Genomic DNA, 16,453 nt, shown 5'->3' with positions numbered 1-16,453 from the left:
CCGGCGGACGCCGAACCCGCGGTCAGGGGACTATTCTCCGGGGACTGACGAAGATCCATCGGGGGATGATCTTGAAGCTTCTTCTCACATCCGCGGGCATCAGGAACGCGAGCATTCAGGACGAGCTGGTCGGCCTCCTGGGCAAACCGATCGCCGACTCCACGGCCCTCTGCATTCCGACCGCCGCGTACGCCATGGGCGGTCCCGCCGGGGCGTGGCGCTTCATCACCGGTCAATCCGTCATACCGATGTGCGAGTTGGGGTGGAAGTCGTTGGGGGTGCTGGAGCTGAGCGCGTTGCCCAGCGTCGGTGAAGATCGCTGGGTGCCCTGGGTCCAAGAGGCGGACGCCCTGCTGGTGGGCGGCGGGGACGCCCTGTACCTGAGCCACTGGATGCGGCAGTCCGGCCTGGCGGAGCTGCTGCCGTCGCTGGACGCGGTCTGGGTGGGGGCGAGCGCCGGCAGCATGGTGATGGCTCCCCGGGTCGGGGCCGAATTCGTCGCCTGGACCCCACCGGGCGGGACCGATGAAACGTTGGGCGTGGTCGACTTCTCGATCTTCCCGCACCTGGATCACCCGGACCTGCCGGAGAACACCATGGCCGAGGCCGAGAAGTGGGCCGCCGGCATGTCGGGACCGGCGTACGCGATCGACGACTCGACAGCCATCACCGTGATCGACGGTAGCGTCGAGGTCGTCACCGAGGGGCACTGGAAGCTGTTTCCGGCACAGTCGTGAACGACAGGCGATCGGCACGCCGTGGGGCCGGATCGCGTTCTCAGGACCGGTTCCCGCGCGCCAATCCCGCTTCCAACTCGGCCAGGAAATCCAGCAACTCACCCCGCGCCGCGTCGTCGTGTGTGCGGTGGTTCAGGAACGTCGACGTGACGACGTGCGAGCGGTCCCGGACGACCTCGACCACCGCGGCGAGCTGACGCCGGGCCTCGGCCACCGCGTCCGGCCCCACCCGACGGCACCACGCCGCGACGAGGGCGGGATCGGTGGAGATGGCGTCGATCCCGCAGCACAGCCGGACGCACTCGACCTCGCAGTGGTCGAGGCAGCCGCTCAGGGGCGACGGGATGTCGACCGAAACCTCCCTCACCGCTGGTCCCCCGGGTGCGTGCCGCCGACCCGAGGGCGCTGCTCCGAAGTCGGGTGCAGGTCGAGGACGTGCCGCAGCCCCGGTTCCCCACCCAGGTCCACCTTCCCGGCCGCCACGAACCCGGTCCGCCGGAGCACCGCCAGCGACGCCGGGTTCGCCAGCGCCGCGTCGGCGACCAGCCGGCGCAGCCCGTACCCGTTGCGGGCCAGCTCGCTGACCCGGCGCACGCCGTACTGGGCGAGGCCGCGTCCGGCGGCGCGTTCGGCCACCCGGTAGCCCAGCTCGGCGCTGCCGTCGGCCACGTCTACCAGGTTGAACCGCCCGAGCACGGAACCGTCGTCGTCGGCCAGCACGTGGAAGTGGCAGATGCCGCGGTCCTGCTCGTCGAGCAGGGCGGCGAGCCGGTCGGCGAACAGGTCGAAGTAGTCGTCGCCGCGATCGGGCACGTAGCGGGCGAAGTAGGCCCGGTTCTCCCGCTCGAACCGGTACAGCACGTAGGCGTGGCGGGTGGCGAGTCGTTCGAGTTCCGGCACCGGGCCAGGCTAGTCGCCGGCGTCCGTCGTACCCGGATGGCAGCATCGCGGGATGCGCGACGAGATCCGGGCCCTGGTCGAGGCGTTGACGCCGGGCGACGAGCAGGAGGCCCGGCACCGGACGGCGGCATTGGTCTGGCTGGCCGGTACGGAGGACATCTTCCGCCGGGTCAAGCCGCGCACCCCGTCGCCGCACCTGGTCGCCTACTTCCTGCTGCGCGACCCGGCCGACGGCGCGGTGCTGCTGGTCGACCACCGCAACGCCGGCAGGTGGCTGCCCAGCGGGGGTCACGTCGAGCCGGGCGAACACCCCGTGCACACCGTGCGTCGCGAGCTTCGGGAGGAGTTGGGCGTACCCGCGGTCTTCGCGTCGCCGTTCGGTGAGCGACCGGCGTTCCTCACCGTCACCGAGACGGTCGGCCCGCCTGCGCAGCGGCACACCGACGTCAGCCTCTGGTTCGTGCTGGACGCCCACCGCGAGCAGCGGTTCACCCCCGACCCGGTCGAGTTCCGGGGCGTCCGCTGGTGGACGCCGGCCGAGGTGGACGACGCGCCGGCCGGCACGGTCGAGCCGCACCTGGGCCGGCTGCTGGCCAAGCTCACCCGGGGCTGAGCGTCAGCGGATGCGGCTCGCGGCGCGGCACGAGCGCGATGGCCGACAACGTCGCCGCGCCGGCCAGGCCGACCAGGAAGAACAGCGAGAGCGCCGGCTGACCGAGCCACTCCCAGAGCGGATGCCAGCTCGGATGCGGTTCGTCCAGGTGGTGACCGACCAGGGAGGAGGCGGTGAGCACCGCGGGCGTCCACCAGAGGACGAGGGTGATACCGAGCAGCAGGGGCACGCCACGTCGACCGTCGGTGCGCCGGCTCACCCAGCCGAAGGCCAGCCACGCCAGGGCGCCGCCGACCAGCCCGGCGAGAGCGGCGGCGGGGAGCACGGCGGGCGGCGTCGCCCGCTGAACCTCCACCCAGAGGTACGAGTCGTAGGTGTCGGGGTCGTTGACGGTGGCGCGCAGGACGGTGTCGCCGCGCCGGGCGACCAGCACGGTCTCGACCGGCTCGCCGGCCCGCTCGCACCTGGCGTCGTCGCAGGTCCGGAGCACTGTCGAGGTCGGCTCGGACACCTGCCAGCCGTCGGCCTCCAGCCGGTGTACGGCCGTCGCCAGCGTGCGGTCCGGGGGCGTCGGCATCGGGCCGGACGCCGATCCGGATGCCGAGCCCTCCTGGTATTCGCCACCGTCACCGAGGACGAGCCCGCGCCACTGGCTGAGCCGCAGCGGCTGGTTGTAGTAGACGAAGATCGCGGGCGCGGTCGACACGTCGTCGCTCAGCCGGTGGCCGGGGAACGCCTCGGTGAAGACGGCGGTGAACTCGGCCCGGTCCGGCTGCGGCCGGGACGTCTCCCAGGCGAGCCGGGCGGCGAGCGCGGCGGTGAACAGTCCGCAGATCAACGCCGTCAGCGCCGCCCACACGCCGACGGTGCGGCTCGCGGGCCGGCCGAGCCGGCAGCGGAGCCCGCCGCGGACCAGGTCGGCGGCCTCGCGGAGCGTGGGTCGAGTTTTCCCGGGTGGTGCCGAGTCCAGCAGGAGCCCCAGGATCTCCGGGCCGCGTTCCCGCCGGTAGGCGCGGGGGTAGGCGAGGAGCAACCGCCGGTACTGGTGGGCGAGCGACATGGTCTCCCCTACGGTCTGCGGGTGGGGGCGGGCGCGGTTCAGGCGGTGCGGGGGCGCAGCGCCCGCAGCCGGGTCTCGGCGACGGTGGCGAGTTGGCGCAGCCGGGCGGTCTCGGTGGTGAGCGCGTCGAGGCCGGCCGCGGTGAGGCGGTAGTAGCGACGCAGCCGGCCGTCCACCACCTCTTCGCGGTCCGGCTCGACGAGGCGCTGGGCGGTGAGCCGGTCCAGCGCGGTGTAGAGCGTGCCCGGCAGCAGGCTCACCCGCCCGGCGGAGAGCGTGGCGACCTCCTGGGTGATGCCGTAGCCGTGCCTCGGCCCGCCGGCCAGCGAGGTGAGGATCAGGAATGTCGGCTCCCGCATCTGGGTCATGTGGGCAACATATATAAGTGTTCGATGTATGGTCAACGCTCTTGACCCGGCCCCTGCGGCAAGCCGCAGCGTGGTCCGTACCGGCCCACCGGGGCCGGCGCGAGGAGGGGAGCGACGTGCGGCTGCTGACCATCGGGGCGTTCGCCCGCGCGGCCGGACTGACCGCCAAGGCGCTGCGCGTCTACGACGACTGCGGGCTGCTGCCGCCGGCCGCCGTGGACCCGCACTCCGGTTACCGCTACTACGCGCCTGAGCAGCTCGACCGGGCGCGGTTGATCGCCGCGCTGCGCCGGGCCGGCATGCCGTTGGCCGAGATCCGGGCCGTCTGCGCGCTACCGCCGCCGGCCGCCGCCGAGGCGCTGGACGCCTGGTGGCGGCGGGTCAGCGCGGACACCGAGGCCCGTGGCCGGGCCGTCGCACTCCTCGTCGACCAGCTCAGCGAGAGGGGCATCACCATGTCCGAGCACACCTTCCGGTACGCGGCGCGCTGCGAGACCGGCGCGGTCCGGGACTCCAACGAGGACGTCGCGTACGCCGGTGACACGCTGCTCGCGGTCGCCGACGGCGTACGCGGTCCGGGCGGGTCGACCGCCAGCGCGGCGGCGGTGGACGCGCTGCGGCCGTTGGCGGCGGCCGACCCGTCGGCGGGCGAACTGCTCGCCGCGCTGGGCGACGCGGTGAGCCGGGCCGACCGGGCGGTACGCGCGCAGGCCACCGACGCCGACCGGCCGGCCAGCACGCTGACCGCGATCGTCCGGCAGGGCACCCGGCTCGCCCTGGTGCACGTCGGGGACACCCGGGCCTACCTGCTGCGGGGTGGCGAGCTGTCCCGGCTCACCCAGGACCACACGTACGTACAGACGCTCGTCGACCAGGGGCGGCTCACGCCGGCCGAGGCCGGGGCGCACCCGCAGCGGGCGCTGCTGGCCCGGGCGCTGGGCGCGGGCGGCGAGGTGGAGGCGGACCTGGCGTTGCGGACCGCGCTGCCCGGTGACCGCTACCTGCTCTGCTCGGACGGTCTCGCCGCGGTGGTCGACCCGGGCGCGCTGCACGCCGCGCTGGCCGGGGCGGACGACCCGGAGACCGCCGTCGGGGACCTGGTCGATCTCGCCTACGCGGCGGGCGCGCCGGACAACATCGCCTGTGTGGTGGCCGATCTGGTGACCACGTAGCGGAACGGCTCGGGCCGTACGCTGGGGATCATGCGGATTGGCATCGTGATCCTGCCGGACCAACGCTGGTCGGAGGCGCGCCGGCGGTGGGCGCAGGCGGACGAGTGGGGCTTCGACCACGCCTGGACGTACGACCACCTGGGCTGGCGTGACCTGGTCGACGGGCCGTGGTTCGACTCCTGGACGACCCTGACCGCGGCGGCCTCGGTGACCTCCCGGGTCCGGCTCGGCACGCTGGTGGCCTCGCCGAACTTCCGCCACCCGGCGGCGTTCGCCCGGCAGGTGACCGCGTTGGACGACGTGTCCGGCGGGCGGGTGCTGCTCGGGCTGGGCGCGGGCGGCATCGGCTTCGACTCGGCCGTGCTCGGCGGCGAGACGCTGCCGCCCCGGCAACGGGTCGACCGGTTCGCCGAGTTCACCGAGCTGCTCGACCTGATCCTGCGCGAGGACGGCACGACCTGGCGCGGGGAGTGGTTCGCGGCGGTGGACGCCCGCAACAACCCCGGTTGCGTCCAGCAGCCCCGGGTGCCGTTCGTGCTGGCCGCGAACGGTCCCCGGTCGATGCGCCTGGTCGCCCGGTTCGGGCAGGGCTGGGTGACCACCGGCCTCGACGGCGACGACCTGGCGGGCTGGTGGGACACGGTGACGGAGCTGTCCGACCGGATGACCCGGACGCTGGAGCAGGCCGGCCGCGACCCGGCCACCCTGGACCGCTACCTCTCGCTCGACTCGGCTCCGGTCTTCTCGCTGACCAGCGCGGACTTCCTCGCGGAGCAGGCGGCCCGGGCGGCCCGGCTGGGCTTCACCGACGTGATCACGCACTGGCCCCGGGCCAGCAGTTGGTACGCCGGCGACGAGGCGGTGCTGACCGAGGCGGCGGCGCTGCTGCCGGAGCTGCGCCGCGTCGGCTAGGCGTTGGGCGGGGCCCCTGTTATGCAGAATGCGTCAACCGGGGCCCCTCCTTCACACCAGCCGGAAGCGGAGGCAGACGATGCGGCTGTCGTCGGTGACCGGGGTGCCCTGCCGCGCCCAGTAGGCGCCGTGGCCGGCCCGCCACTCCTCGATCGACCGGTCGCCCTCCCCCTCGGCGCGGGCGAAGTCCCACGGCACGTCCGCGAAGCGGACCACCTCGACCCCGGTGATCTCGACCACGCCCACCAGCGCGTCGTGGTCGTCGACGAGCGCCAGCCGTTCGCCGACGTGCTCCAGCTCCTCGTGCTCGTCGGCGTACTCGCCGGTCAGCCCGGCGGTGGCGGTCTTCGCGCCGGTGAGCACGAGCGTGTTCAGCCTGGCGCGCAGCTCGCCGGGGGTGCCGAGGGCGAGCGCGCGCAGTCCACCGATGCGGGGCCACATGCCCCGGAGACTACGGCACCGGTCAGATCAGACGGCCGGCGTGGCCGGGCGCGGCCAGCACCCGTTCGTCGCCGGTGGCCGCGTACGCCTCCAGGGCCGCGTCGGCCAGCTTCACCACGTGTTCGTCGCCGTGCCGGGCCGCCCGGGCGAACACCTCGGCCGGATCGGCAGGCCCGTCGACAGGCGTCGCGGCGGTCGGCGCGGGTGCGGCGTACACCGAGGTCACGGCCGCCGTCGCGGCCCAGGCCGCGGCGACGCTCGGCGCCCGCAGCGCCGGGTCCAGGACCGGCAGGGTACGCAGCACCGCGGTCGGCGCGGTGACCGCGTGCACCAGCATCACCGGCTCGCCGTGCCCGAACCGCAGGTAGTCAAGCGCGGCGCGGTGCACCACCTCGGTGAGCGTGCGGGCTGCCCGGTCCGGGTCGGCCGGCGGGCGCAGCGCCGTGACCGCTGTCGACCATCCGGGCTCCGCGGTCAGCCGGCCCAGCCGCTCCCGGATGCCGCCGCTGCGATCCGCGATCCGGGGCACCCCGGCCAGCGCCGACGCGACGTCGGCGTGCCCGGTGAGCGGGCCGGCGCCGGGAACCGGCTGCCAGCGGGCCGCCCAGTAGCCGAGCGCCTGGCCCAGCTCGGCGCGGCGCTCCGGCGTCTCCCCGTCGGTGTGCAGCACCCGCACCGCGTGTCCGACCCGGATCACGCCGTGGGTGGCACCGGCTGCGATGCCGGGGAGCAGTCGGGGCCACCATTCGCCGAGCACCTCCCGCCACGGGCGGTCACGCAGCTCGCGGTCGAAGTGGTCGAGCCAGTCGCCGGCCCGCTTCGGGTCACCGAGCGCGGCCCGCCAGTCGTCGATCGGCCGCAGCCCCCGGGGCCTGTCGTCGAGCCGGCGCAGGTAGCCGTCGAGCCAGCGGTGCACGCGGGCGCCCTGCCCGTGCCGGACCAGCGCCTCGGCGGCCATCGGCCCGTGGTTGGAGAGCCAGCCCTCGAATTCGGGGCCGGTGCGGTGCAGTCGGTGGTACGCCTCGTCGAGGATGCCGTCGTCCATCCGCCGATGGTCGGGGTTGAAGCGAGCTTGAGGTCAACCCCTCAGGGCAGGTCGTCCCCGGTGAGCAGCGCGCGGACCCGCAGTCGCGTGCGGATCGCCGCCGGGCAGGTGGCGACCAGCGTTGCGGCGCCGACCGGCTCGGCGTCGGCGTCGCGCACCAGCCGGCACAGCGCGTCCAGTTGCGCTCCGGTGTCGACCCAGTCGTCCACCAGCAGCACCCGGTCGCCGGGGCCGAGCCGCCGGCCGTCCACGCCGATGCGAAGCCGCTGCCCCCGGTGGTCCGGCGGGGTCCCGGCCCACCGGGTCGGCCCGATCCGGCGTCGCTCGCCGCCGTCCTTGTACGCGGGCAGGAACCCGGCGCCGGCGGCCACCGCGACCAGCGGGCCGAGCAGCAGCCCGGTCACCTCGGGGGCGATCACCACGGTCGGGCGCGCGTCGGGGAAGAGGCCGGCCAGCGCCGGCCCGACCTCGGCGAGCACCTCGGGGTCACGCCACCAGTCGGAGAGGTCGCTGACCAGGTGGCTGCTGTCCGGCCCGGGGTCGGCCCAGCGGAACAGTTCGACCAGGCGACGGTTCAGCACGCCTCCATCCTGCCCACCCGTCCACCGTTCGGCCCAACGGCCGTGGCTTGATCGGCTACACGTACCACGGCAAATACGGGCATACCACCATGATCACGTTGACGTCGGAAGTGCTTCTCTCGTTACGGTCCGGGCCGGTTTGTTGAGTTGACGAAAGGACCGGCCCGGTGGCTGCTAGGCACCTTCGTACCCGCAGATTGTTCTCCTCGCCGGCCGGCATCGCCGCCACCGCGGCGGTCGGCGTGGCGCTCGCGGTCGGCGGCACCGTCGGCGCGGTGCAGCTCACCGCCGCCGAGCCGCCCGCCGCGCCGGCCCTGGTCGAGGCGCTGCCCAGCACGGCGGCCCCCACCTCGGCCGCGCCGTCGCCGAGCGCCTCCGCCACCGCGAGCCGAAGCCCGTCGCCGAAGGCCACCCCGAGCCCGAAGCCGACCCGCACCCAGCCGGCGTCCCGGGGCAAGACCCGGACCGCGGCGCCGAAGCCGACCGCGACGAAGAAGAAGACCGCCGCCCCGAAGGTGGTGGAGAGCGGCTCCTGCGGCGCGTCCTTCTACGACGAGGGCCAGATGACCGCGAACGGCGAGACGTTCGACCCGGACGCGCTGACCGCGGCGCACAAGACGCTGCCGTTCAACACCCGGGTCCGGGTCACCAACCCGGCGAACGGCAAGTCCGTGGTGGTCCGGATCAACGACCGCGGCCCGTACATCGACGGCCGGTGCATCGACCTGTCCCGCGCCGCGTTCGCGGCCATCGCCTCGACCGGTCTCGGCGAGGTGGACGTCCGCTACGAGGTGCTCGGCTGACAGCCGGTCCGGCAGAACTTCCGCGACGGACGGGCCGCGTTCGTTCTCCGGTTCACATCCATCAGGCATGCTGTCCGATGTACGTACGCAACCCTTCCAGCCGGGCCGCGGCCCGCTGAGCCCCGGATCCCGCGCCGGCCTCGGCGCGGCCCTCGGGCTGCTCGCGATCGTGTCGGCGGCGGAGGCGGCCGACGGCCGGCCGGTGCACTACCTCGCGCTGATGGCCGCCGCGCCCGTCCTCGCCGGCGCGCTGGCCTCCTGGCGGGTGGTGCTGGCCGTGGGGGCGCTGGCCACCGCGGCCGGGGTCGCCTTCGCCGCGGCCGAGAAGGGCATGCCGCTGGTGACCGCCGTCAGCGTGGCCGCCATCGTGCTGGCCACCGCGATCTCCGCCGCCACGGCGGCCGTGCGGCAGCGTCAGACGGAGCGGATCGCCGAGCTGACCCGGCTTGCCGCGGTCGCCCAGCAGGCGGTGCTGCGTCCGCTCGGCCCGCAGGTCGGCACGCTGGCGGTGGCCGCGCGCTACATCTCCTCCACGGCCACCGCCGAGATCGGCGGCGACCTGTACGAGGTGATGGACACCCCGTACGGCGTCCGAATGATCATCGGGGACGTCCGTGGGAAGGGGCTGGACGCGGTCCGGCTGGCCAGCATCGTGCTCGGTTCCTACCGGCACGTGGCCTACGAGCGGGCCGACCTGCGCGCGGTGGTGACCGACCTGGACCGGGCGGTGGCCCGCAACGTCGGTGACGAGGACTTCGTCACCGCCGCGCTGGTCGAGGAGCGCGGCGGCACCCTCACCATCGTCAACTGTGGACACCCGCCGCCGCTGTTGCTGCGCCGCGGCGCGGTGATCCCGCTGGAGCCACCGGCCCCGGCGCCGCCGCTGGGCTTCATGCCGGTGGTCCGGCCCCGGGTGGAGCGGCTGGAGCCGGGCGACCGGCTGCTGCTGTTCACCGACGGGCTGGGCGAGGCCCGGCGGGACGGCGAGTTCTTCCCGACCGCCGACCGCGCCTGGCGTCTGCTCGGTCACGGGACGGTCGGCGACGGGCTCGCCTCGCTGGAGACCGCCCTGGTCGAGTGGGTGCAGGACCGGCTCGACGACGACATCGCGCTGGTCCTGATGGAGTACACCGGCCCGCGTAGCGCGGCGGCGGCCCCGGTGCCGAGCTGGGAGGTCGGCGCCGCCGACGGGTGAAGGGGAAGTGTGTAATCGCTGTCACTTCCGAGATCGGGTTGTCGTTGCCTACCGGTGAGTAATACAGTCTGGAGTTACTGATCGGTAACACCTGTCCGGAAGCGGGGCCAGCGAGCATGACCCACTACAAGAGCAACCTTCGGGACCTCGAATTCAACCTGTTCGAGGTGTTCGGGGCGGACCGGACGTTCGGCCAGGAGCCGTACACGGACCTGGACGTCGACACCGCCCGTAGCTTCCTCTCCGAGGTCGACCGCCTGGCCCGCGAGGACCTTGCCGCCAGCTATTCCGACAGCGACCGCAACCCGCCGGTCTTCGACCCGGCCACGCACACCGCGCCGCTGCCCGAGTCGTTCAAGAAGTCGTACCAGGCGTTCATGGACTCCGAGTTCTGGCGCCTCGACCTGCCGGAGGCGCTCGGCGGCACGAACGCCCCCCGCGCGCTCTGGTGGTCCCTGGCCGAGCTGGTGCTCGGCGCCAACGCCCCGGTCTGGATGTACGCCTCCGGCCCGTCCTTCGCGCACGTGCTGCACGTCGAGGGCACCGAGGAGCAGCGGAAGTGGGCCCGACTGTTCATCGAGAAGCAGTGGGGCTCGACCATGGTGCTGACCGAGCCGGACGCCGGCTCGGACGTGGGCGCCGGCCGCACCCGGGCGGTGCAGCAGCCGGACGGCACGTGGCACATCGAGGGCGTCAAGCGCTTCATCACCTCCGGTGAGCACGACCTGAGCGACAACATCGTCCACTACGTGCTGGCCCGTCCGGTCGGCGTGGAGGGCGTCGGCGGCCCCGGCACCAAGGGCCTGTCCCTCTTCGTGGTGCCGAAGTTCCACTTCGACGCCGAGACCGGTGAGCTGGGCGAGCGCAACGGCGTCTACGCCACCAACGTCGAGCACAAGATGGGCCTGAAGGTCTCCAACACCTGCGAGGTGACCTTCGGCGAGCACGGCGTACCGGCCAAGGGCTGGCTGCTGGGCGAGAAGCACGACGGCATTCGCCAGATGTTCATGATTATCGAGTACGCCCGGATGATGGTCGGTACCAAGGCCATCGCCACGCTCTCCACCGGCTACCTGAACGCGCTGGAGTACGCCAAGAACCGCGTACAGGGCGCCGACCTGATCCAGCAGGCCGACAAGACTGCGCCGCGGGTGACCATCACCCACCACCCGGACGTGCGTCGCTCGCTGCTGATGCAGAAGTCGTACGCCGAGGGCCTGCGCGCGCTGGTCTGCTACACCGCGAGCTGGCAGGACAAGGTCGCGCTCGCCGAGGCGGCCGGCGACGAGAAGGCCACCAGGCTGGCCAAGCGGGTCAACGACCTGCTGCTGCCGCTGGTCAAGGGCGTCGGTTCGGAGCGGGCGTACGAGCTGCTCGGGCACGAGGCGCTCCAGACGTTCGGCGGCTCCGGCTTCCTCCAGGACTACCCGCTGGAGCAGTACGTCCGGGACGCCAAGATCGACACCCTGTACGAGGGCACCACGGCCATCCAGAGCCTCGACCTGATCTTCCGGAAGATCGTCCGGGACAACGGCAAGGCGCTGATGGCGGTCGCCGGTGAGATCCAGGAGCACATCGCCTCCGAGGCCGGCAACGGTCAACTCAAGGAGGAGCGGCAGGCGCTCGGTAAGGCGCTGGCCGAGATCCAGAACATGATCGGTGTGATGACCGGGTGGCTGGGCGAGGCCCAGGCCGGCGACGCCCGCGCGCTCTACAAGGTCGGCCTGAGCAGCCGCCGGTTCCTGCTCGCGATCGGCGACCTGGTGGTCGGCTGGCTGCTCCAGAAGCAGGCGGACGTGGCGTTGAAGGCGCTGGCCGGTGAGGTCTCCGCCAGCGACAAGGCGTTCTACACCGGCAAGGTGGCCGCCGCCCGGTTCTTCGCCCGCGAGGTGCTGCCCCGCATCGGCGCCGACCGGCGGATCGTCGAGGGCGCCGACCTGGAGATCATGGACCTTCCGGAGGAGGCGTTCTAAGCCCTCGCGGGCATTTCCTCCCCTTTCACCTCGACGGCCGGTGGGCGACAGCCCGCCGGCCGTCGTCGTTGGTGGCGCCGGAGGTGGATAGGCCGGCCGGTGGGCGGGTAACCGTCGCGGACCACGACCGGAGTACGCCCAAGGGCCACCGCACGGGGGAGTGCAGCGCACATGGGCATTGGCAGCGCCATCTTTCTCATCGCGCTCGGCGCGATCATGACCTTCGCCATCCGGGCCAACGTCTGGTGGATCGACCTGCGCGCGGTCGGCTGGGTCTTCATCCTGGCCGGGCTGGGCGTCCTGCTGACCACGTTGTGGTTCTGGCAGGACCGCCGCAAGCGGGCCCGCACGCTCATCGTGGAGGAGAACCGGCTCTCCCACCCGACCGCGATGATGCCGCCGCCGCCCGACCCGCCGCCGCCGACGGCCCCGCCGTCCTGACCGCCCCTCCCCGCTGCCGGTGCCTCGCGCGGCGGGTTAAGAAGGGGCCCCGCCTCGACCGAATGCGTTGACGGGGCCCCTCCTTGCACCTCAGCCGCGGGCGGTGTGGCGGGTGGTGAGCGGGGCGCGCGAGAGCGCGGCCCACTCGGTGGTGGGGTGGTGCACCACGATGTCGGTGGTGCGCAGGCCATCCGGATCCGCCCGCTCCGGGTCGAGCAGCGCCGAGAGCAGTGAGATGCCCGGATTGTGCGCGACCAGCAGCACCGTGCCGGCCGCCGGGTCCACCGACCGGACCAGCTCCAGCAACTCGTCCGGGTGCGCCTCGTACGCGGTCGGCTCGTAGCGGACGGCGGGAGCCGGGCCCGCCGGGCCGCCCTCCGGCGGAGAGCCGGCCAGGCCCAGCGCCACCCCGTGCCAGGTCTGCCGGGTGCGTCGGGCCGGCGAGCAGAGCACCACGTCGGGGAGCAGCCCGTGTCGGGCCAGCCACGCGCCGGCCGCCGCGGCGTCGGCGTGACCCCGCGCGGTCAGCGGTCGTTCCGCGTCCGGGGCGTCCCGGGACTGCTCGGCCTTGGCGTGCCGCAACAGCACCAATGTCCGCTGCCGGTTCCTGCCGTCCGTCATCTGCCCAGCTTGCCTGATTGGCGATCGGAGCGCCTGGGTATGTCGATGTGTGCCGCTACCTCATCCATGGCCGCGGCGGGCAGAAACGCCAGCAGGACGCCAAGGAGGCGACGTCATGGGCATCGGTGCCAGCATCTTCCTCATCGCGCTCGGCGCGATCTTCGCGTTCGCCATCGACGCCAACCTGGGATGGCTGAACCTCAACGTGGTGGGCTGGGTGCTCATGCTCGCCGGTCTCGCCGGTCTGCTCACGACGCTCTACTTCTGGAACAGCCGCCGCCGCGTGGTCGCCGCGCCGGTGCGTCAGCAGGTCGTCGCCGAGCCGGTGGTGCCGGTGCAGGGCGACCGGGTCGTCCGCGAGGAGTACCGCGAGGTGCGCCGCCCGGGCTCGGGCTACCCGGCCTGACCCACCCCGAGACCCGAGGGCCCCGCAACGGCGCGGGGCCCTCGCGCACGTCCGGGGCGGCTTCGTCCGGCCCGGTTCGCACGCGCCGGCTTCAGGCGAACAGCGCGAAGTAGATCGCGATGTGGTGGCAGATCGCCGCGACAAGCGTGCACGCGTGGAAGAACTCGTGGTGGCCGAAGACGGTGGGCCACGGGTTCGGCCGGCGCAGCGCGTAGAACACCGCGCCCACGCTGTAGATCGCGCCGCCCACGCTCAGCAGCACCAGCGCGGTGACGCCGCCGGAGTGCAGGATCTCCGGCAGCATCGCCACCGCCACCCAGCCGAGCGCCAGATAGAGCGGGGCGGAGACCCAGCGGGGCGCGTGCGGCCAGATCAGCTTGACCGCGACGCCGGCCAGCGCACCGCCCCAGACCAGGCTGAGCATGATCGTGGCGTGCCGGGTGTCCAGCAGCAGCGCGCAGAACGGGGTGTAGGTGCCGGCGATGAACACGAAGATCATCGAGTGGTCCATCCGGCGCATGATCTGGTAGCCGCGCTCGGACCAGACCCGCCGGTGGTAGAGCGCGCTGGTGCCGAAGAGCCCGCACACGGTGAGGCTGTAGATCAGGCAGCTCACCAGCGGCGCCCAGCCGGGCCGGGTGGCGGCGATCGAGCAGAGGACGATGCCGCAGACGAGCGCGGCGAAGAACGCGTACGCGTGGAGCCAGCCGCGCATACGCGGCTTTCCGATGTCGACCGGCCGGAGCCGGAGCGGTGCGGAGGTGGTCACCTCATCAGGTTACGACACCGTAGGTTACTTGCAAGTAGTGTGGACGGTCACGCCCGACGACGCGAGGATGACCGGATGCGGATCCGACCCGTCGGGGCGCACGCCCTGCTGCTCGACTGCGACGATCCCGACCAGGTCGAGGCGTGGCGCGCCGAGCTGTGGCACCGGCGCGCGGCCGGGGAGCTGGTCGCCGTCGAGATCGTCCCCGCCGCGGTCACCGTCCTGCTCGACGGCGTGCCCGACCCGGCGACCACCGCCGCGCGGATCGCCGGCTGGCAGCCCCGGAACACCACCGACCGCTCCGCCGCCGCCGAGGTCCGGGTGCCCGTCACGTACGACGGGGCGGACCTGCCCACCGTCGCCGGCCACTGGGGCGTCGCCGTGCCGACCGTGGTCGACCGGCTGCGGCGTACCGAGTTCCGCGTCGCGTTCTGCGGCTTCGCGCCCGGGTTCGCCTACCTCACCGGGCTCCCGCCCGAGCTGGCCGTGCCGCGCCTCACCTCCCCGCGTACCCGGGTGCCGGCCGGCTCGGTCGCCCTGGCCGGCCCGTACGCGGGCATCTACCCCGCCGCCTCACCCGGCGGCTGGCTGCTGGTCGGGCGGACCGAGGCGACCCTCTTCGACGTGCGTGCCGACCCGCCGGCCCGGCTCACGCCCGGCACCCGGGTCCGGTTCGTCGACGCGCCATGATCGAGGTGCTGCGGGCCGGCGCGCTCACCACCGTCCAGGACCAGGGCCGACCCGGCTGGGCGCACCTCGGCGTGCCCCGGTCCGGCGCGCTCGACCCGGCCGCCCTGCGCCTGGCCAACCGCCTCGCCGGCAACCCGGAGCACGCCGCCGGTCTGGAGATCACCCTGACCGGGTGCGTGCTGCGCGTTACCCGGGCGGTCACCGTGGCGCTCACCGGCGCCCCCGCCGACGTGCTCGTCGAGCGGCGTTCGCGGACCGCCGCCCCGGGGCCCACCCGGGCACGCCCACCCGGGCCGCGCCCCGACGAGGTCGAGCGGCACCCCGGCAACGTCGGGCGACGCCCCGGCGAGGTCGAGCGACGCCCCGGCGACGTCGGGCGACCGCTGTCGTTGCCGGCCGGCGCGGTGCTGCGGATCGGTCCGGCCCGCGCCGGGGTCCGGACCTGGCTGGCCGTCAGTGGCGGGATCACCGTCGACCCGGTGCTCGGCAGCCGATCCACCGACACGCTCTCCGGCCTCGGGCCGCCACCGCTGCGCGACGGGGACCGGCTGCCGCTGGGCGCACCGGCCGGCCCGCCGCCCCCGGTGGACCTCACCGTCACCCCGCCGGTGCCGACCGAGGTGTCGCTGGCCGTGCGCCCCGGCCCACGGCAGGACTGGTTCACGCCCGCCGCGCTCGACCTGCTGCACGGCAGCGCGTACACCGTCGGGTCGGACAGCAACCGGGTCGGCGCGCGGCTGGCCGGCGTCGCCCTGCCCCGCGCGGTGGCCGGCGAACTGCCGAGCGAGGGCCTGGTGCTCGGCGCGGTGCAGGTGCCGCCGGACGGCCAGCCGCTGATCTTCCTGGCCGACCACCCCACCACCGGTGGCTACCCGGTCATCGGGGTGGTGGACGACGTGACAGCGCTCGCCCAGGCCCGCCCGGGGACTACGGTGAGGTTCCATGGACCTCAACGCGGACCTCGGTGAGGGATTCGGTAGCTGGCGGCTCGGCGACGACGAGGCGCTGCTCGGGCTAATCAGTTCCGCCAACGTGGCCTGCGGCTTCCACGCCGGGGACGCGGCCACCATGCACCGGGTGTGCGCCGCCGCCGTCGAATGCGGCGTCGCGGTCGGCGCGCAGGTCGGCTACCGGGATCTCGCCGGCTTCGGCCGCCGGCACATCGCCTACGACTTCGCCGAGCTGCGGGACGAGACGATCTACCAGCTCGGGGCGCTTGACGCGTTCTGCCGGCTCTACCGGACCCGGGTGCGCTACCTCAAGCCGCACGGCGCGCTCTACCACGCGGCGGCGTGCGACGAGGCGCAGGCCGCCGCGCTGGTGGCGGCGGTCAGCGGGTACGACCACGACCTGCCGGTGCTTTGCCAGCCCGGCACCGTGCTCGCCCAGCTCGCGGTCGGCGCCGGCCTGCGGGTGGTGGCCGAGGGCTTCGCCGACCGCAACTACCTGCCCAACGGGGCGCTGGTGCCGCGCAGCGCCCCGAACGCGCTGGTGACCGACCCGGACCAGGTCGCCGTGCGGGCCGTCCGGATGGCCGTCGAGCGGACCGTGGTCGCGGTCGACGGCAGCGTGGTCTCCTGCCCCGTCGAGTCGATCTGCCTGCACGGCGACACACCCGGCGCGGTGCGGTGCGCGGAGCTGGTGCGCGCCGCACTCGTCGACGCGGGGGTCACGCTCACTCCGTTCGCGTGAAAGGAGGGGGCCCGGTTAACGCATTCTGCATGAC

General features: G+C 73.7%; 21 protein-coding genes. 12 read left to right on the top strand and 9 right to left on the bottom strand.

Annotation, left to right across the window (positions count from 1 at the left end; translation table 11 throughout):
• Positions 1 to 71: 71 nt before the first annotated feature.
• Positions 72 to 737 (top strand): Type 1 glutamine amidotransferase-like domain-containing protein, encoded by a 666-nt coding sequence (locus ACIA6B_RS09695; RefSeq protein ID WP_396772327.1) that lies wholly within the window; start codon positions 72 to 74, stop codon positions 735 to 737.
• 40 nt (positions 738 to 777) lie between these two features.
• Here ACIA6B_RS09695 and ACIA6B_RS09690 read toward each other — a convergent pair whose 3' ends face one another.
• Both ACIA6B_RS09690 and ACIA6B_RS09685 read right to left on the bottom strand, forming a co-directional pair.
• A complete protein-coding gene (locus ACIA6B_RS09690; RefSeq protein WP_396772326.1) occupies positions 778 to 1,104 on the bottom strand; it encodes a DUF6331 family protein in 327 nt (108 codons plus the stop codon).
• Positions 1,101 to 1,637: a GNAT family N-acetyltransferase gene (locus ACIA6B_RS09685; RefSeq protein ID WP_396772324.1), complete on the bottom strand. Its 537-nt coding sequence runs from the start codon at positions 1,635 to 1,637 to the stop codon at positions 1,101 to 1,103. The genes ACIA6B_RS09690 and ACIA6B_RS09685 overlap by 4 nt, the downstream gene beginning before the upstream one ends.
• A 52-nt stretch (positions 1,638 to 1,689) precedes the next feature.
• Here ACIA6B_RS09685 and ACIA6B_RS09680 point away from each other — a divergent pair, with 52 nt between their 5' ends.
• Positions 1,690 to 2,250 carry an NUDIX hydrolase gene (locus ACIA6B_RS09680; protein WP_396772323.1) on the top strand — a complete coding sequence of 187 codons (561 nt, stop codon included), beginning with the start codon at positions 1,690 to 1,692 and terminating at the stop codon, positions 2,248 to 2,250.
• Here the strand turns inward: ACIA6B_RS09680 and ACIA6B_RS09675 are convergent.
• Positions 2,237 to 3,310, bottom strand: coding sequence for a hypothetical protein (locus tag ACIA6B_RS09675; RefSeq protein WP_396772322.1), 1,074 nt, complete (start codon positions 3,308 to 3,310; stop codon positions 2,237 to 2,239). The genes ACIA6B_RS09680 and ACIA6B_RS09675 overlap by 14 nt on opposite strands.
• Before the next feature lie 38 nt (positions 3,311 to 3,348).
• Positions 3,349 to 3,669: a PadR family transcriptional regulator gene (locus ACIA6B_RS09670; protein WP_396772566.1), complete on the bottom strand. Its 321-nt coding sequence runs from the start codon at positions 3,667 to 3,669 to the stop codon at positions 3,349 to 3,351.
• Between the two features lie 125 nt (positions 3,670 to 3,794).
• Between ACIA6B_RS09670 and ACIA6B_RS09665 the strand changes: the two genes are divergently transcribed.
• Together ACIA6B_RS09665 and ACIA6B_RS09660 are read left to right on the top strand one after the other, a co-directional pair.
• A complete protein-coding gene (locus ACIA6B_RS09665) occupies positions 3,795 to 4,850 on the top strand; it encodes a MerR family transcriptional regulator (RefSeq protein ID WP_396772321.1) in 1,056 nt (351 codons plus the stop codon).
• Positions 4,851 to 4,880: 30 nt separating this feature from the next.
• A complete protein-coding gene (locus ACIA6B_RS09660) occupies positions 4,881 to 5,762 on the top strand; it encodes an LLM class flavin-dependent oxidoreductase (protein WP_396772320.1) in 882 nt (293 codons plus the stop codon).
• A 51-nt stretch (positions 5,763 to 5,813) separates the two neighbouring features.
• Here ACIA6B_RS09660 and ACIA6B_RS09655 read toward each other — a convergent pair whose 3' ends face one another.
• From ACIA6B_RS09655 to ACIA6B_RS09645, 3 genes are read right to left on the bottom strand one after another with little or no spacing between them, the layout of a single operon-like run.
• On the bottom strand, positions 5,814 to 6,203 hold the full coding sequence (locus tag ACIA6B_RS09655; protein ID WP_396772319.1) for an ASCH domain-containing protein: 390 nt from the start codon (positions 6,201 to 6,203) through the stop codon (positions 5,814 to 5,816).
• Between the two features lie 22 nt (positions 6,204 to 6,225).
• Positions 6,226 to 7,248 carry a questin oxidase family protein gene (locus ACIA6B_RS09650; RefSeq protein ID WP_396772318.1) on the bottom strand — a complete coding sequence of 341 codons (1,023 nt, stop codon included), beginning with the start codon at positions 7,246 to 7,248 and terminating at the stop codon, positions 6,226 to 6,228.
• Positions 7,249 to 7,289: 41 nt separating this feature from the next.
• A complete protein-coding gene (locus tag ACIA6B_RS09645) occupies positions 7,290 to 7,829 on the bottom strand; it encodes a phosphoribosyltransferase family protein (RefSeq protein WP_396772317.1) in 540 nt (179 codons plus the stop codon).
• Positions 7,830 to 7,996: 167 nt separating this feature from the next.
• Here ACIA6B_RS09645 and ACIA6B_RS09640 point away from each other — a divergent pair, with 167 nt between their 5' ends.
• From ACIA6B_RS09640 to ACIA6B_RS09625, 4 genes are all read left to right on the top strand, one after another.
• Positions 7,997 to 8,632, top strand: a complete 636-nt coding sequence (locus ACIA6B_RS09640; protein ID WP_396772316.1) for a septal ring lytic transglycosylase RlpA family protein — start codon at positions 7,997 to 7,999, stop codon at positions 8,630 to 8,632.
• Between the two features lie 67 nt (positions 8,633 to 8,699).
• Positions 8,700 to 9,827, top strand: coding sequence for a PP2C family protein-serine/threonine phosphatase (locus ACIA6B_RS09635; protein WP_396772315.1), 1,128 nt, complete (start codon positions 8,700 to 8,702; stop codon positions 9,825 to 9,827).
• A 116-nt stretch (positions 9,828 to 9,943) separates the two neighbouring features.
• Positions 9,944 to 11,800: an acyl-CoA dehydrogenase gene (locus ACIA6B_RS09630; RefSeq protein WP_396772314.1), complete on the top strand. Its 1,857-nt coding sequence runs from the start codon at positions 9,944 to 9,946 to the stop codon at positions 11,798 to 11,800.
• Positions 11,801 to 11,971: 171 nt separating this feature from the next.
• Complete coding sequence (locus ACIA6B_RS09625; RefSeq protein ID WP_013283345.1) at positions 11,972 to 12,241, top strand: DUF6458 family protein; 270 nt, start codon at positions 11,972 to 11,974, stop codon at positions 12,239 to 12,241.
• A gap of 90 nt (positions 12,242 to 12,331) precedes the next feature.
• Here ACIA6B_RS09625 and ACIA6B_RS09620 read toward each other — a convergent pair whose 3' ends face one another.
• Positions 12,332 to 12,862: a SixA phosphatase family protein gene (locus ACIA6B_RS09620; RefSeq protein WP_396772313.1), complete on the bottom strand. Its 531-nt coding sequence runs from the start codon at positions 12,860 to 12,862 to the stop codon at positions 12,332 to 12,334.
• Between the two features lie 115 nt (positions 12,863 to 12,977).
• On the opposite strand from ACIA6B_RS09620, the gene ACIA6B_RS09615 reads away from it, so the two are divergent.
• Complete coding sequence (locus ACIA6B_RS09615; protein WP_107158212.1) at positions 12,978 to 13,268, top strand: DUF6458 family protein; 291 nt, start codon at positions 12,978 to 12,980, stop codon at positions 13,266 to 13,268.
• A gap of 91 nt (positions 13,269 to 13,359) precedes the next feature.
• Here ACIA6B_RS09615 and ACIA6B_RS09610 read toward each other — a convergent pair whose 3' ends face one another.
• Complete coding sequence (locus ACIA6B_RS09610; protein ID WP_107158213.1) at positions 13,360 to 14,037, bottom strand: hemolysin III family protein; 678 nt, start codon at positions 14,035 to 14,037, stop codon at positions 13,360 to 13,362.
• Positions 14,038 to 14,112: 75 nt separating this feature from the next.
• Between ACIA6B_RS09610 and ACIA6B_RS09605 the strand changes: the two genes are divergently transcribed.
• Genes ACIA6B_RS09605 through ACIA6B_RS09595 form a run of 3 tightly spaced genes read left to right on the top strand, consistent with a single transcriptional unit; the run spans position 14,113 to position 16,419 of the window.
• Complete coding sequence (locus tag ACIA6B_RS09605; RefSeq protein ID WP_396772312.1) at positions 14,113 to 14,727, top strand: allophanate hydrolase subunit 1; 615 nt, start codon at positions 14,113 to 14,115, stop codon at positions 14,725 to 14,727.
• On the top strand, positions 14,724 to 15,695 hold the full coding sequence (locus ACIA6B_RS09600; RefSeq protein WP_396772311.1) for a biotin-dependent carboxyltransferase family protein: 972 nt from the start codon (positions 14,724 to 14,726) through the stop codon (positions 15,693 to 15,695). The genes ACIA6B_RS09605 and ACIA6B_RS09600 overlap by 4 nt, the downstream gene beginning before the upstream one ends.
• On the top strand, positions 15,670 to 16,419 hold the full coding sequence (locus ACIA6B_RS09595; RefSeq protein WP_396772310.1) for a LamB/YcsF family protein: 750 nt from the start codon (positions 15,670 to 15,672) through the stop codon (positions 16,417 to 16,419). Before ACIA6B_RS09600 ends, ACIA6B_RS09595 begins: the two co-directional genes overlap by 26 nt.
• Positions 16,420 to 16,453 lie beyond the last annotated feature (34 nt).

Origin of the sequence: Micromonospora sp. NPDC051141 (genome assembly GCF_044455765.1) — a bacterium.
Taxonomy (GTDB): domain Bacteria; phylum Actinomycetota; class Actinomycetes; order Mycobacteriales; family Micromonosporaceae; genus Micromonospora.
The sequence above is the reverse complement of the archived record's forward strand: the minus strand, read 5'-3'. Positions and strand labels throughout refer to the sequence as shown.

What these genes read in the sequence shown, in the direction of transcription:
- ACIA6B_RS09680 (WP_396772323.1), top strand. Translation starts at nt 1,690, where the DNA reads ATGCGCGACGAGATCCGGGCCCTGGTCGAGGCGTTGACGCCGGGCGAC.
- ACIA6B_RS09675 (WP_396772322.1), bottom strand. Translation starts at nt 3,310, where the DNA reads ATGTCGCTCGCCCACCAGTACCGGCGGTTGCTCCTCGCCTACCCCCGC.
- ACIA6B_RS09670 (WP_396772566.1), bottom strand. Translation starts at nt 3,669, where the DNA reads ATGCGGGAGCCGACATTCCTGATCCTCACCTCGCTGGCCGGCGGGCCG.
- ACIA6B_RS09660 (WP_396772320.1), top strand. Translation starts at nt 4,881, where the DNA reads ATGCGGATTGGCATCGTGATCCTGCCGGACCAACGCTGGTCGGAGGCG.
- ACIA6B_RS09655 (WP_396772319.1), bottom strand. Translation starts at nt 6,203, where the DNA reads ATGTGGCCCCGCATCGGTGGACTGCGCGCGCTCGCCCTCGGCACCCCC.
- ACIA6B_RS09650 (WP_396772318.1), bottom strand. Translation starts at nt 7,248, where the DNA reads ATGGACGACGGCATCCTCGACGAGGCGTACCACCGACTGCACCGCACC.
- ACIA6B_RS09635 (WP_396772315.1), top strand. Translation starts at nt 8,700, where the DNA reads ATGCTGTCCGATGTACGTACGCAACCCTTCCAGCCGGGCCGCGGCCCG.
- ACIA6B_RS09630 (WP_396772314.1), top strand. Translation starts at nt 9,944, where the DNA reads ATGACCCACTACAAGAGCAACCTTCGGGACCTCGAATTCAACCTGTTC.
- ACIA6B_RS09625 (WP_013283345.1), top strand. Translation starts at nt 11,972, where the DNA reads ATGGGCATTGGCAGCGCCATCTTTCTCATCGCGCTCGGCGCGATCATG.
- ACIA6B_RS09620 (WP_396772313.1), bottom strand. Translation starts at nt 12,862, where the DNA reads ATGACGGACGGCAGGAACCGGCAGCGGACATTGGTGCTGTTGCGGCAC.
- ACIA6B_RS09615 (WP_107158212.1), top strand. Translation starts at nt 12,978, where the DNA reads ATGGGCATCGGTGCCAGCATCTTCCTCATCGCGCTCGGCGCGATCTTC.
- ACIA6B_RS09605 (WP_396772312.1), top strand. Translation starts at nt 14,113, where the DNA reads ATGCGGATCCGACCCGTCGGGGCGCACGCCCTGCTGCTCGACTGCGAC.
- ACIA6B_RS09600 (WP_396772311.1), top strand. Translation starts at nt 14,724, where the DNA reads ATGATCGAGGTGCTGCGGGCCGGCGCGCTCACCACCGTCCAGGACCAG.
- ACIA6B_RS09595 (WP_396772310.1), top strand. Translation starts at nt 15,670, where the DNA reads ATGGACCTCAACGCGGACCTCGGTGAGGGATTCGGTAGCTGGCGGCTC.